We start from the raw sequence: 14,256 nt of genomic DNA, 5'->3' as shown, positions 1-14,256 counted from the left end.
TATAACTAACAATTGGGATTTCCTACATGACCTCGCTCGACAGCTTCAAATGCAAAAAGACCCTCAAGGTCGGCGCCAAGACCTATGTCTATTACAGCCTGCCCACGGCCGAGAAGAATGGTCTGAAGGGAATTTCGAAACTCCCCTATTCGATGAAGGTTCTGCTCGAGAACCTCCTGCGCAACGAGGACGGCCGCACGGTCAAGAAGGAAGACATCGTCGCGGTGTCGAAGTGGCTGCGCAAGAAGTCGCTGGAGCATGAGATCGCATTCCGCCCGGCTCGCGTGCTGATGCAGGATTTCACCGGCGTGCCGGCCGTGGTCGATCTCGCCGCGATGCGCAACGCGATGCAGAAGCTCGGCGGCGATGCCGAGAAGATCAACCCGCTGGTTCCGGTCGACCTCGTCATCGACCACTCCGTGATCGTGAATTTCTTCGGCGACAACAAGGCCTTCGGCAAGAACGTCACCGAGGAATACAAGCAGAACCAGGAGCGCTACGAGTTCCTGAAGTGGGGCCAGAAGGCGTTCTCGAACTTCTCCGTCGTGCCGCCCGGCACTGGCATCTGCCATCAGGTCAATCTCGAATATCTCTCCCAGACGGTCTGGACCAAGAAGGAGAAGATGACGGTCGGCAGGAAGACCGGCACCTTCGAGGTCGCCTATCCCGACTCGCTGGTCGGCACCGACTCCCACACCACCATGGTCAACGGTCTCGCCGTGCTCGGCTGGGGCGTCGGCGGCATCGAGGCGGAAGCCTGCATGCTCGGCCAGCCGCTGTCGATGCTGCTGCCCAACGTCGTCGGCTTCAAGCTGAAGGGCGCGATGAAGGAAGGCGTCACCGCGACCGACCTCGTGCTCACAGTCACGCAGATGCTGCGCAAGCTCGGCGTGGTCGGTAAGTTCGTCGAGTTCTTCGGCCCCGGCCTCGACCACCTCTCCGTCGCCGACAAGGCGACGATCGCCAACATGGCTCCCGAATACGGTGCGACCTGCGGCTTCTTCCCGGTCGACGCCGCTGCCCTCGATTACCTCAAGACCTCCGGCCGCGCTCCGGCGCGCGTCGCGCTGGTGCAGGCCTATGCCAAGGCGCAGGGCCTGTTCCGCACCGCCAAGTCGGCCGATCCGGTGTTCACGGAAACGCTGACGCTCGACCTCGGCGACGTCGTTCCCTCGATGGCCGGTCCGAAGCGCCCCGAAGGCCGCATCGCGCTGCCGTCGGTCGCCGAAGGCTTTTCGCTCGCGCTCGGCACCGAGTACAAGAAGACCGAAGAGCCGACGAAGCGCTTTGCCGTCGACGGCAGGAACTTCGAGATCGGTCATGGCGACGTCGTGATCGCCGCGATCACCTCCTGCACCAACACCTCGAACCCGAGCGTCTTGATCGGCGCAGGGCTCTTGGCCCGTAACGCTGCCGCGAAGGGCCTCAAGGCAAAACCGTGGGTGAAGACCTCGCTCGCCCCGGGCAGCCAGGTGGTCGCGGGATATCTTTCCGATTCCGGCCTGCAGGCCGATCTCGACAAGGTCGGCTTCAACCTGGTCGGCTTCGGCTGCACCACCTGCATCGGCAATTCCGGTCCGCTGCCCGAGGAGATCTCGAAATCGATCAACGACAACGGCATCGTCGCGGCCGCCGTGCTTTCCGGCAACCGCAACTTCGAAGGCCGCGTCTCGCCGGACGTGCAGGCGAACTATCTGGCGTCGCCGCCGCTGGTCGTCGCCCACGCGCTCGCGGGCAGCGTCACCAAGAACCTCGCCGTCGAGCCGCTCGGTGAAGGCAAGGACGGCAAGCCGGTGTACCTCAAGGACATCTGGCCGACGACGAAGGAGATCAACGCCTTCATGAAGAAGTTCGTGACCGCGTCGATCTTCAAGAAGAAGTATGCCGACGTGTTCAAGGGCGACACCAACTGGCGCAAGATCAAGACGGTCGAGAGCGAGACCTATCGCTGGAACATGAGCTCGACCTACGTGCAGAACCCGCCGTATTTCGACGGCATGACGAAGGAGCCGGAGCCGGTCACCGACATCGTCGAGGCGCGCATCCTCGCCATGTTCGGCGACAAGATCACCACCGACCACATCTCGCCGGCCGGTTCGATCAAGCTCACCTCGCCCGCCGGCAAATATCTCAGCGAGCACCAGGTGCGTCCGGCCGACTTCAACCAGTACGGCACGCGTCGCGGCAACCATGAAGTGATGATGCGCGGCACCTTCGCCAACATCCGCATCAAGAACTTCATGCTGAAGGGCGCTGACGGAAATATCCCGGAAGGCGGTCTCACCAAGCACTGGCCCGACGGCGAGCAGATGTCGATCTACGACGCCGCGATGAAGTACCAGCAGGAGCAGGTGCCGCTGGTGGTGTTCGCCGGCGCCGAATACGGCAACGGTTCCTCGCGCGACTGGGCTGCGAAGGGCACCCGCCTGCTCGGCGTCCGCGCCGTGATCTGCCAGAGCTTCGAGCGCATCCACCGCTCCAACCTGGTCGGCATGGGCGTGCTGCCGCTGACCTTCGAGGAAGGCACCTCCTGGTCGTCGCTCGGCCTGAAGGGCGACGAGAAGGTCACGCTGCGCGGCCTGGTCGGCGACCTGAAGCCGCGCCAGAAGCTGACCGCGGAGATCGTCTCCGGCGACGGTTCGTTGCAGCGGGTTTCGCTGCTTTGCCGCATCGATACGCTGGACGAGCTCGATTACTACCGGAACGGCGGCATTCTGCACTACGTGCTGCGCAAGCTCGCGGCCTAAGCGCGAATTTGTGAACGGTGGCTCACCGCGACGTGAGTAGAAGGTTAAACGAGGGCGGCCTATCACAAGGCCGCCTTCGTGCGTTAGAACACGCGTCCGATGGTCCCGCCCGGCGGAAAACCTCGCCCTGGACGGTTGTGATGTACGATGCCCGTAAGACTACGGTGACCATCAGGCGATAGGATATTCCCCCACGCGTGCGAGGTGTGACGTTCAACATGACTGCAATGATGGCTTCTAATCTGGTTTCGCGCTGGTCCGGTGCACTCTGGTCGGGAGCGCTCGGCATCTGCGCCATCGTCGCCGTCATCCGTCCCGCCGAGGCTGAGCCTCGCGCCGTGGTCGAGCTCTTCACATCGCAGGGCTGCTCCTCCTGCCCGCCCGCCGACCAGGTCATCGGCGATCTCTCCAAAGACCCTTCGATCATCGCGCTGAGCATGCCGATCGACTATTGGGATTATCTCGGCTGGAAGGACACGCTTGCGGATTCGCGCTTCTCGGCGCGGCAGCGTGCCTATTCGCGCATGCGCGGCGACCGCGAGGTCTATACGCCGCAAGTCGTGGTCAACGGTTCGACGCATGTCATCGGCAGCGACCGCGCCGGCATCGAGAGCGCGATCGGCCAGACCGACAAGGGCACGGGTGTGATGAGCGTGCCGGTGACGATGTCGCTTGCAGGCAAGCAGATCAACGTCTCGGTGGCGGCGAGCAAGGAGTCGGCGGTCTCGCGCGGCGAGGTCTGGATCTGCTCGATCACGAAATCGGTGCCGATCGCAATCAGCCGTGGCGAAAATCGCGGGCAGCAGATCACCTATCACAACGTCGTGCGCAACCTGCTCAAGGTCGGCGACTGGAACGGACGTCCGGAAAGCTGGACGGTGCCGTTGGAAAATCTCACGCGCGACGGCGTCGACGGCGCTGTGGTCTATGTCCAGGACGGCAGCCGTGAGAAGCCGGGTGCGATGCTCGGCGCGGCGTACACGTCGCTGCACTGAAGCGAAGCACGCTCAAGAACGTCTCAAGACAATTAGTCTCTCGTCATTCCGGGGGGCGCGCGAAGCGCAAGCTATGGTGCGCGGTTGCGCACCTGAGAATCTATCGATCCACAATCTGAGCTGAGAAATGGATTCTCAGGTGCGCAATCGCGCACGATAGCTCGCGCCAAGAGGCGCGCCCCGGAATGACAGCGTGCCGGAAACATCCCGCCACAAACCAAAAAGGACCAACTTGCGTTGGCCCTCCTTGTCGCGCGTACAGACCCGATCCTGACGGCCCCGGGGGCTGGGGGCTGAGGAATCCGGAACCGAAAGGACCGGGTCAACGCACACAGGTCTTCTCGCAATGCAGGGCGGCAGGCGCTTGGCGGAAAAGCGGCGATATCAAGATTCCTTCTAACGATCCCGTGACGGTTTGCCGCGACAGAATTCCACTCCTGCGTGTGTTCCGATTCGCACCCGATTCAATGAGTTGAGTGAAGAGCCCCTTGCGGCGGGGAACAGTTGGCGCGATCATGCAATTGTCATGATCCGCGGTTCCGGGGACGGTCTTCGCGGATGCGATCATGCCGCGAGATGAGGAGGCGCTCGATGAGTCTGACGCCGGAGGATGCCGATCCGAGCGAGCAGCGCGCAGTGGCGCGCCCCGCCGCTGCGAATGCCCAACCCAACCGGGTGACATTCAACCGGCTGGAACTGAACCGCATCCTCAACCTCTACGGCCGCATGGTCGCCGACGGCGAGTGGCGCGACTATGCCATCGACTTCCTGAAGGACCGCGCGGTGTTCTCGGTCTTCCGCCGTGCCTCGGAAGTGCCGATCTATCGCATCGAGAAAGACCCGCGGCTGGCGCGCAAGCAGGGCATGTACAGCGTGATCTCGGCGACCGGCCTGATCCTGCGCCGCGGCCACGAGCTCGAGCGCGTGCTGCTGGTGATCGATCGCAAGCTGGCGGTGGTTTAGCCGTACTGACGGTGCAAGGCGCACCGCGCCGTGCCCACCATCTTTCCTCAATCGCCGGGCATGGTGGGCACGCTACGCTTTGCCCACCCTACGAGACCGAGGTTATTTCGGCACCGTACTCGCGCCTTCGCCGAGGTCGCGCTGCATCATCACCGTGTCGAGCCAGCGGCCGAATTTCAGGCCGACATTGGGATGCGTGCCGATCATCTTGAAGCCGCCGCGCGTGTGCACGCCGATCGAGCCGGCATTGGCGGAATCGCCGATCACCGCGATCATCTGGCGGAAGCCGCGCGCCTCGCATTCGGTGATCAGCCGCTCCAGCAGCAACGAGCCGATGCCGCGGCGGTGGAACGATGGATCGAGATAGATCGAGTTCTCGACCGTGAAGCGGTAGGCCGGCCGCGGCCGGTAGGCGCCGGCATAGGCATAGCCGGCGACGCTACGATCGAGGATGGCGACGAAATAGGGATAGCCGCCGTCGATCAGCGCGCGGTAGCGGCGCGTCATCTCGGTGAGGTCGGGCGGTTCCAGCTCGAACGTCGCGGTGCCCTCGCGGACGGCCTGCTGGTAGATGGCGGTGATGGCGGGAAGGTCGGCCTCGATGGCAGGCCTGATCTCAGGTGCGGACATGGGAGGAAGATTAAAGCCTTCCCGGGACCGCTGGAAGGGGCAACGCCGCCTCCACACCCGTCATTACGAGCGCGGCGAAGCAATCCAGAAATGCATCCGCGGAGGGACTCTGGATTGCTTCGTCGCTTCGCTCCTCGCAATGACAAGGAGAGACAGCCCTTGTAGCCCGGACCCGGATGGAGCGCAGCGAAATCCGGGGCGGGCCTATCTGGGGCGGGCCTATCTGGGGCGAGAATCCCGAATTGCGCCGCGCTCTATCCGGGCTACGGGCAAGCGGCAGCCGGCGCAAACAAAAACCCCGGCCTCTCGGCCGGGGTTCGTATCCGTTCTCTCGTCGACGCGCTTAGTCGCGCTGGCCGAGGAGCTGCAGGAGCAGCGTGAACAGGTTGATGAAGTTCAGGTACAGCGACAGTGCGCCGGTGATGGCCGCACGCTCTGCGATGTCACCGCCGGCCGAGGCGTAGCCGTAGATGTAGTCGTTCTTCAGCCGCTGGGTATCCCAGGCGGTGAGGCCCGCGAACACCAGCACGCCGACCACGGACACGATGAACTGCAGCATCGTGCTGGCCAGGAACAGGTTGACCAGGCTCGCGATGATGATGCCGATCAGGCCCATGAACAGGAACGAGCCCATCCCGGTCAGATCACGCTTGGTGGTGTAGCCGTAGAGGCTCAGTGCGCCAAACGTGGCCGCGGTGATGAAGAACACCCGCACGATCGAGGTGTGCGTGAACACCAGGAAGATCGAGGACAGCGAGATGCCCATCAGCGCCGCGAAGACCCAGAACAGGATCTGCGCGGTCGAGGGAGCGAGACGGTTGATGCCCGCCGAGATCACGAACACCATCGCGAGCGGTGCGAGCATGAACAGCCACTTCAGGGGGCTGACGAACATCGCGTAGCCGAACGGCGTCAGGAACAGCTTGCCAACGCGGACGGCTTCCGGGGTCGGAACGTCGGTCACGGCGGCCATGTAGACGCCGAGCGCGGCCAGGCCGGTGATGGCGAGGCCGATGCTCATGTAATTGTAGATGCGCAGCATATAGGCGCGCAGGCCGGCATCGACCGTCGCGGCGTCAACACGCCCGGCGGCCCTGCCGAAAGGAGAAGCGTAGTTACGGTCTAGGTCCGACATGGTCGAATTCCCGTTGGTTAGCCCGGTCCGGCATGAGGGTCGCCATGCCGCCGGTTCGTCAAATTCTATCTCGGATACCGATCTGTGCCGACTAAATTCTGGCTCATAATCGGGGCTCCGAACCCATTGGATATGTGGGAAACTAACACATTCGCTGCAACCGTCCACGCGCGGCTGAATGTCGCCCTCGCCCGCAATCCTAGCGGGCAGACGTGGTTAATCGCTGGAATCGTGCGATTCCGACATCGCGGGGGCGCCCGCTACCATTTGTCACAAATTCCGCAACACCGTGGCGGGCTTTTTGTTCAACGCCAGCAGCGTCCCGGCGAGCCCAAGTCCGACCGTGACCACCAGGGCCGCGGCGACCACGCCGGCCGCGCTGCCGGCCTGCCAGACGAAACTCAGCGTCATCAGCCGCGTCACGATCATCCAGGCCGCGATGCTGCCGGCGATCACGCCGAACACCGCGGTGGCAAGTCCGATCAGCAGGTATTCGAGGGCATAGGCGCCGAGCAGCCGCAGCCGGGTTGCGCCGAGGGTCTTGAGGATCACCGCATCGTAGACCCGGTGGCGGTGGCCGGCGGCGAGCGCGCCGCCCAGCACCAGGATCGCCGAGATCAGGGTCACCGCGCTGGCACCGCGGATCGCGAGCGCCAGATTGGTCACGACCGAGCCGACCGTCTCCATCACCTCGCGCACGCGCACGCTGGTCACCATCGGATAGGCGTCGGCGACCTGCTTGATGATCTTGCCGTCCCCGGCCGCTGTGCCGCCGGCCTCGGTGAGCGTCGCGATATGGGTATGTGGCGCGCCCTTGAAGGCGTTGGGCGAGAACACCAGCACGAAATTGATGCCCATGCCCTGCCAGTCGATGGTGCGCAGATTGCCGATCTTGGCCGGGATGTCGCGGCCGAGCACATTGACCACGATCTCGTCGCCGAGCTTGAGACCCAGCCCGTCGGCGATCTTCTTCTCCATCGAGACCAGCAGCGGGCCGGAATAGTCGGCGCTCCACCATTCGCCCTCGACCACCTTGGAGCCCTTCGGCAGCTCGGCGGTATAGGTCAGGCCGCGGTCGCTTTGCAGCACCCATTCGGAATCGGTGGTCGGCTTGAGGTCCTCGGCGCGCACGCCGCGCGCGGCGACGATGCGGCCGCGCAGCATCGGCACGTCCTCGACCTTCGCGCCCGGCGCGATCCGGCGCAGATAGCCGTCGAACTGCTCGGCCTGCGTGCTCGGGATGTCGATGAAGAAGAACGACGGCGCGTGCTCGGGGAGGGCCGCAAGGAACTGCCGGCGAAGATTGCCGTCGATCTGGGTGATGGTGACGAGCACGGCGAGCCCGAGCCCGAGCGACAGCACGACGGAGGGCGTCAGCGCGCCGGGCCGGTGGATGTTGGCGATCGCCAGCCGCAGCATCGGCAAACGCGTGCGCGGCAGCCGGCGCGCGATCGTCATCAGCAGCGCGGCGATACCGCGGAGCAGGGCGAACACGACGACGGAGGAGGCCACGAACACCGCGGCGATGCGCTTGTCGAAGGACAATCCGATCACGACCGCGATCAGCAGCGCGATCACGACGGCCATGAACACGATATAGCTCCATCGCGGCCGGTGCCATTCGGAGCTGATGGTGTCGCGGAACAGCGCGGCGACGGGCACATCGTGCACCCGCCCGAGCGGCCACAGGCCGAAGGCGAGCGCCGTGAGCAGGCCATAGACGAAGGACAGCGCGAGCTCGTCGGCATGCACGGCCGGCACCACCGGCAGCGGCAGCAGTTTTCCGAACAGGCCGACGATGGCGAAAGGCATGGCGGCGCCGAGCGCAAGGCCGATCACCGAGCCAATTCCCGCCAGCAGGAGGACCTGCGCCAGATAGATGCCGAACACGTCGCGGCCGGTGGCGCCGACCGCCTTGAAGGCCGCGATGACCTCGAGCCGGCGGTCGATATGGCTCTTGACGGCATTGGCGACGCCGACGCCGCCGACCAGGAGCGCGGCGAGGCCGACCAGCGTCAAAAACTGTGTGAAGCGGTTGATGTTGCGCTCGAGCTGCGGCGAGGCATTGGAGCGGCTGCGGATCTCCCAGCCGGCCTGCGGCGCAGCGTTGCGCGCGTCCGCGATGAAGGCGTCGGTGGCGCGCTCGCTGTTGGCGGCGTCAGGCAGCTTTACCCGGTACACCCAGCGCACCAGGCTGCCGGGCTGGATCAGGCCGGTGGCGCGCAGGCCCGCCTCGCTGATCAGGAAGCGCGGCCCGAAACCGATGCCGCCGGCGAGCTTGTCGGGCTCGGCCTCGACGGTGCTGCGGATCTGGAACGTTGCGCTTCCGATGGTGACGCGGTCGCCGGTCTTCAGCGACAGTCGCGCCAGCAGCGTCGGATCGGCGGCGGCACCGAACGCGCCGTCGCGCTCCGCGAGCAGGTCGGACATCGGCAGCGGCGGCGCCAGCGTCAGCTGACCCAGCATCGGATAGGTGTCGTCGACCGCCTTCATCTCGACCAGCGCGAGCTGGCCGTCGGCGGATCGCGCCATGCCGCGCAAGGTGGCGGCGGTGGACACGGTGCCGCGCGAGCGCAGGAAGGAGACTTCCTCGGGCTTCGCCTCGCGCTGGAACAGCACGAAGGAGACGTCGCCGCCGAGCAGCGTGCGGCCCTCGCGCGCGAGACCGTCGCTCAGGCTCGCCGAGACCGAGCCGACGCCGGCGATGGCCATCACGCCGAGCGCGATGCAGGCGATGAAGACATAGAAGCCGCGCAGGCCTCCGCGCAATTCGCGCAGCGCGTAGCGCAGCGACAGCGTGATGCCATTGGGTTTCGCGAACGGTTCGGCCGCGATGCTCATGCCGGCGCAGACTGGGTGTCGATGCGGCCGGAGCGCAGGCGGATCACGCGATCGCAGCGCTGCGCGAGCGAGGAATCGTGCGTGACCAGCACCAGCGTCATGCCGCGCTCGGCGTGCTTGCCGAACAGCAGATCCACGATCTGTTTTCCCGTCGCCTCGTCGAGATTGCCGGTCGGCTCGTCCGCGACGAGGATGGCGGGATCGGGCGCCAGCGCGCGGGCGAGCGCGACGCGCTGCTGCTCGCCGCCGGACAGCTGCGTCGGATAGTGATGCAGGCGATCGCCGAGCCCGACCGATTGCAACTCCTGCGCCGCGCGTCTTGCGGCGTCAGGGTTGCCGGCGAGTTCGAGCGGCACGGCGACGTTCTCAAGCGCCGTCATGGTCGGGATCAGATGGAAGGACTGGAAGACGATGCCGACCTGGCGGCCGCGGAAGCGGGCCAGCGCGTCCTCGTCGAGGGCATTGAAAGGCGTGCCTGACACCACCACCTCTCCGCTATCAGGACGCTCCAGCCCCGCCATCACCATCAGCAGCGTGGATTTGCCCGAGCCTGACGGGCCGATCAGGCCGATCGTCTCGCCCGAGGCGACCCGCAGGCTGATATCCTTGAGGATGTGAACGCGTGCCGCGCCCGTACCCAATGAAAGATTGACGTTGGAGATGGCGATGGTGTCCGGCGCGGTGCCGGCGAGCAAAGAGGTTTCGATGCGACTGTCCATGGTCCGGTCATATGGCAACTCCGCATACGCGGTCGAGAGGCGTTACGGATTCTTCATGCACATAGCCGTGTTGATGTTCGCTTTGATGACGGCGGTGGATCCGGCATGGGCCGAAGCGGCAAAGCCGGTCAAGCTTGTCGTTCTCGGCGATTCCCTGAGCGCCGGCCTCGGTCTCCCGGCCCAGGACGCATTCCCCACAAAACTTCAAAAAGCCTTGCAGGCCAAAGGCATAGCTGTCGATATGACCAATGCCGGCGTGTCCGGCGACACCTCGTCCGGCGGCCGTGACCGGCTCGACTGGTCGGTCCCGGACGGAACCGACGGCGTGATCATCGAGCTCGGCGCCAACGACGCGCTGCGCGGCATCGACCCTGACCTGACGCGCACCGCGCTGACCGACATCGTCCAGCGATTGAAGGCACGCAAGATCGCGGTGATGCTGTGCGGCATGCTGGCGCCGCCGAATTACGGCGCGGAATACGCCGCGCGCTTCAATTCGATTTATCCGGATCTTGCGAAAAAATTCGACGTGCCGCTCTATCCGTTCTTCCTCGATGGTGTCGCGGCCGACGCCAAGCTCAACCAGGCCGACGGCATTCATCCGACCGCGGCCGGCGTCGACATCATCGTTAACAACATCATGCCCACCGTGGAGGCATTTTTGCGCAACATAAGCGAGCAGCGCCGCTGAAAAGCGGGCAGCGCTAACCGTAATTCCCAGGGTTTTACCGGGGTGAGGCGCGCGATGCTTCGCAGAGTCACACAACTGCGATAGGAATCAGGGTACCGGTGATTCGTCGCCGGCTCTACAATTTGGATATGATCCTTCCCAGGGATCATGCCCAAGCATCGGGAGTGCGAAACGATGCCGCGTTTGTTCACAGGTCTGGAAATTCCGGCCGAGATCGGCCAGACGCTTTCCAATTTGCGGGGCGGCCTTCCCGGCGCCCGCTGGATCGATCCCGAAAATTATCATGTTACCCTGCGCTTCATCGGCGATATCGACGGCATGTCCGCCAACGAGATCGCGTCGATGCTGTTTCGCGTTGATCGCAAGCCCTTCGAGGTGAAGGTGCAGGGGCTCACGAGCTTCGGCGGCCGCAAGCCGCGCGCGGTGGTCGCGACCATCGCGCCGAGCAAGCCGCTGATGGAATTGCAGGCCGAGCTCGAACGCATGATGCAGCGGATCGGCCTCGATCCCGAAGGCCGCAAGTTCACCCCGCATGTCACGCTGGCCCGGCTGCACGACGCGTCCGACCGCGACGTCGCCGACTATCTCTCGCTGCGCGGTTACTTCCCGAGCAAGGCGTTCATGGCCGAACGTTTTGTCTTGTTCTCGTCACGCGCATCGACCGGCGGCGGCCCCTATGTGGTCGAGGACGCCTACGAGCTGTGTGAGTGAGCTAGCTCTCGCGCCCCGGACGCGGCGCAGCGCCTAGCGGTGCGCTGCTGAGCCGGGGCCCATCGCTCCACGATCGATGTACGAAACAGTGGGTCCCGGCTCTGCGCAGCGTCACCATAGCGCGTTGAAGACGCGCGTGATCGCGCTTTCGGTGCCGCAGCGCGTCCGGGACGCGGAACGCATACCCCGCCCACCAATTCACGGCTTGCAATTTCCGCGCATCTCTGGCGGTAAAGAGCCATGCTCTCCACCCCCAGTTCCTCATTCCGCGAGGCATACCAGGACCAGATCGCGTCCGGCGCGATCGAGCCCGATGCTGCGCAGGCCGAAATCGCCGAGGCCTATGCGGCGCTCGACCAGCGGCTCGCGAATTACAAGCCGCAGCGCAAGCAGGGCCTGCTCAGTCGCTTGTTCAGCGGGGACAAGGACGAGGCGCCGCGCGGGCTCTACGTCCATGGCGAAGTCGGCCGCGGCAAGACCATGCTGATGGACCTGTTCTTCCAGCACAGCACCGTCGAGCACAAGCGCCGCGCGCATTTCCACGAGTTCATGGCGGAAGCGCATGAGCGCATCTACGATTATCGCCAGGGCATCTCGCGCGGCGAGATCGCGGATGGCGACGTCATCGCGCTGACCGCGAACGCGATCTTCGAGGAAAGCTGGCTGCTCTGCTTCGACGAATTCCACGTCACCGACATCGCGGACGCGATGATCCTCGGCCGCCTGTTCGCAAAGCTGTTCGAGCTCGGCACCGTGGTGGTCGCGACCTCCAACGTCGCGCCCGACGATCTCTACAAGGGCGGCCTGAACCGTTCGCTGTTCCTGCCCTTCATCAAGCAGATCACCGACCACATGGACGTGCTGCGGCTCGATGCGCGCACGGATTTCCGCCTGGAAAAGCTTCAGGGCGTGCCGATGTGGCTGACGCCGGCCGACGGCGACGCGGACGCAGCCCTCGACCGCGCCTGGTCGAAGATGACCGGCGGCGCCAAATGCAAGTCGCGCGATATTTCGTTCAAGGGCCGCATCCTGCACGTGCCGTGCTCGGCCCATGGCGTGGCGCGGTTCGGATTTGCGGATCTCTGCGAAAAACCGCTCGGCGCGTCCGACTACCTCCGCCTTGCGCACGACTATCACACCATCCTGGTCGACCATATTCCAGTCATGGATTTTTCCCAGCGCAACGCCGCCAAGCGTTTCATCACGCTGATCGATACGCTCTATGACAATGCCGTGAAGCTGATGGCCTCGGCCGATGCCAACCCGATCTCGCTCTACCTCGCCCACGAGGGCAACGAGGCCATGGAGTTCAAGCGGACGGCATCGCGCCTGATCGAGATGAGCTCGGAATCCTATCTGGCCCTGCCTCACGGCCGCAAGGATTCCACCGCCAGCGGCTCCACCAAGGGCCTGGTGGAGACTTAAGTCCTATTTGCCAGCGCTGTCATTCCGGGGCGTCGCGAAGCGACGAGGCCGGAATCCATACTCCCGCTGGTGGTTATGGATTCCGGGCTCGCGACTTTCGCCGCGCCCCGGAATGACAGGGATGCGCTTCAATATTCGCCAAGCCCGACAATTGGGCATCCACCGACTTGAACGGGGGGAGCGAAAGGGATAACCACCCGTCTCAGTTTTCCCCTCCTTAACGTGTCTAAAGGACAGGTTCACATGGCGCGCGACAAGATTGCTTTGATTGGCTCCGGTCAGATCGGCGGAACGTTGGCTCATCTCATCGGCCTGAAAGAACTGGGCGACGTGGTGATGTTCGACATCGCCGAGGGCGTGCCGCAGGGCAAGGCGCTCGACATCGCCCAGTCCTCGCCGGTCGACGGTTTCGACGCGCACTACACCGGTGCCAATTCGTACGAAGCCCTCGACAACGCAAAAGTCTGCATCGTCACCGCCGGCGTGCCGCGCAAGCCCGGCATGAGCCGCGACGATCTCCTCTCCATCAACCTCAAGGTCATGGAGCAGGTCGGCGCCGGCATCAAGAAATACGCCCCCGACGCCTTCGTCATCTGCATCACCAACCCGCTCGACGCGATGGTGTGGGCGCTGCAGAAGGCTTCGGGCCTGCCGCACAAGAAGGTCGTCGGCATGGCCGGCGTGCTGGATTCGGCGCGCTTCCGCTACTTCCTGGCCGACGAGTTCAACGTCTCGGTCGAGGACGTCACCGCCTTCGTGCTCGGCGGTCACGGCGACACCATGGTGCCGCTGGTGAAGTACTCCACCGTCGCCGGCATTCCACTGCCCGACCTCGTCAAGATGGGCTGGACCTCGCAGGCGCGCCTCGACGAGATCGTCGACCGCACCCGCAACGGCGGCGCCGAGATCGTCAATCTGCTCAAGACCGGCTCGGCCTTCTACGCGCCCGCCGCTTCCGCGATCGCGATGGCCGAGAGCTATCTGCGTGACAAGAAGCGTGTGCTGCCCTCGGCCGCCTATCTGAACGGCGAATACGGCGTGAAGGACATGTATGTCGGCGTGCCCGTCGTGATCGGCGCCAAGGGCGTCGAGCGCGTCGTCGAGATCGAGCTCGCCGGCAAGGACCGAGAGGCCTTCGACAAGTCGGTCGGCGCCGTACAGGGCCTGGTCGATGCCTGCAAGAAGATCGCACCCGATCTTCTCGGCCGCTAAGGCGCCAATGATACCCCGCCGAAGATCGAAAACCGGTCTTCGGCGGTTTCACTTCCGGGGCCCACTGCCGGGGCGGGTTCCGGCTCGATAGTCCAGAGATCTCGAAGTCAAAGAATCCGGGTTGCAGTTCCTGTGGTATATGGTATGCCAGCCACAAGACTGAGGTGGGCCCTAGAGGTCACCGCCC

Annotated in this window: 11 protein-coding genes; 7 read left to right on the top strand and 4 right to left on the bottom strand. The window is 64.5% G+C overall.

Annotation, left to right across the window (positions count from 1 at the left end; genetic code table 11):
* The first annotated feature begins 26 nt into the window (after window positions 1-26).
* The 3 genes from acnA (at window position 27) to BJ6T_RS02075 (ending at window position 4,705) form a co-directional block, all read left to right on the top strand.
* Window positions 27-2,747, top strand: a complete 2,721-nt coding sequence (acnA, locus tag BJ6T_RS02085; protein ID WP_014490633.1) for an aconitate hydratase AcnA — start codon at window positions 27-29, stop codon at window positions 2,745-2,747.
* A 218-nt stretch (window positions 2,748-2,965) separates the two neighbouring features.
* Window positions 2,966-3,742: a DUF1223 domain-containing protein gene (locus tag BJ6T_RS02080; protein ID WP_028158560.1), complete on the top strand. Its 777-nt coding sequence runs from the start codon at window positions 2,966-2,968 to the stop codon at window positions 3,740-3,742.
* Window positions 3,743-4,333: 591 nt separating this feature from the next.
* Window positions 4,334-4,705 (top strand): DUF2794 domain-containing protein, encoded by a 372-nt coding sequence (locus tag BJ6T_RS02075; protein ID WP_014490631.1) that lies wholly within the window; start codon window positions 4,334-4,336, stop codon window positions 4,703-4,705.
* A 102-nt stretch (window positions 4,706-4,807) separates the two neighbouring features.
* On the opposite strand, the gene BJ6T_RS02070 is transcribed toward BJ6T_RS02075, so the two are convergent.
* The 4 genes from BJ6T_RS02070 to BJ6T_RS02055 all read right to left on the bottom strand — a co-directional run bounded on the left by BJ6T_RS02070 (window position 4,808) and on the right by BJ6T_RS02055 (window position 10,030).
* A complete protein-coding gene (locus BJ6T_RS02070; RefSeq protein ID WP_014490630.1) occupies window positions 4,808-5,335 on the bottom strand; it encodes a GNAT family N-acetyltransferase in 528 nt (175 codons plus the stop codon).
* A 343-nt stretch (window positions 5,336-5,678) separates the two neighbouring features.
* Window positions 5,679-6,470 (bottom strand): Bax inhibitor-1/YccA family protein, encoded by a 792-nt coding sequence (locus BJ6T_RS02065; protein ID WP_014490629.1) that lies wholly within the window; start codon window positions 6,468-6,470, stop codon window positions 5,679-5,681.
* Between the two features lie 270 nt (window positions 6,471-6,740).
* Window positions 6,741-9,311, bottom strand: coding sequence for an ABC transporter permease (locus BJ6T_RS02060; protein ID WP_014490628.1), 2,571 nt, complete (start codon window positions 9,309-9,311; stop codon window positions 6,741-6,743).
* Window positions 9,308-10,030, bottom strand: a complete 723-nt coding sequence (locus tag BJ6T_RS02055) for an ABC transporter ATP-binding protein (protein ID WP_014490627.1) — start codon at window positions 10,028-10,030, stop codon at window positions 9,308-9,310. Before BJ6T_RS02055 ends, BJ6T_RS02060 begins: the two co-directional genes overlap by 4 nt.
* Window positions 10,031-10,085: 55 nt before the next feature.
* Between BJ6T_RS02055 and BJ6T_RS02050 the strand changes: the two genes are divergently transcribed.
* The 4 genes from BJ6T_RS02050 (at window position 10,086) to mdh (ending at window position 14,069) form a co-directional block, all read left to right on the top strand.
* Entirely contained in the window at window positions 10,086-10,721 is a 636-nt protein-coding gene (locus tag BJ6T_RS02050; protein ID WP_028169673.1) for an arylesterase, read from the top strand.
* Window positions 10,722-10,895: 174 nt separating this feature from the next.
* Window positions 10,896-11,432, top strand: a complete 537-nt coding sequence (gene thpR, locus BJ6T_RS02045) for an RNA 2',3'-cyclic phosphodiesterase (RefSeq protein WP_014490625.1) — start codon at window positions 10,896-10,898, stop codon at window positions 11,430-11,432.
* Window positions 11,433-11,672: 240 nt separating this feature from the next.
* A complete protein-coding gene (gene zapE, locus BJ6T_RS02040; protein WP_014490624.1) occupies window positions 11,673-12,857 on the top strand; it encodes a cell division protein ZapE in 1,185 nt (394 codons plus the stop codon).
* Window positions 12,858-13,100: 243 nt separating this feature from the next.
* Complete coding sequence (gene mdh / locus BJ6T_RS02035; protein ID WP_014490623.1) at window positions 13,101-14,069, top strand: malate dehydrogenase; 969 nt, start codon at window positions 13,101-13,103, stop codon at window positions 14,067-14,069.
* Window positions 14,070-14,256: the final 187 nt, after the last annotated feature.

The organism is Bradyrhizobium japonicum USDA 6 (genome assembly GCF_000284375.1).
GTDB classification, from domain to species: Bacteria; Pseudomonadota; Alphaproteobacteria; order Rhizobiales; family Xanthobacteraceae; genus Bradyrhizobium; species Bradyrhizobium japonicum.
This window is presented reverse-complemented; position numbering and strand designations above follow the sequence as displayed.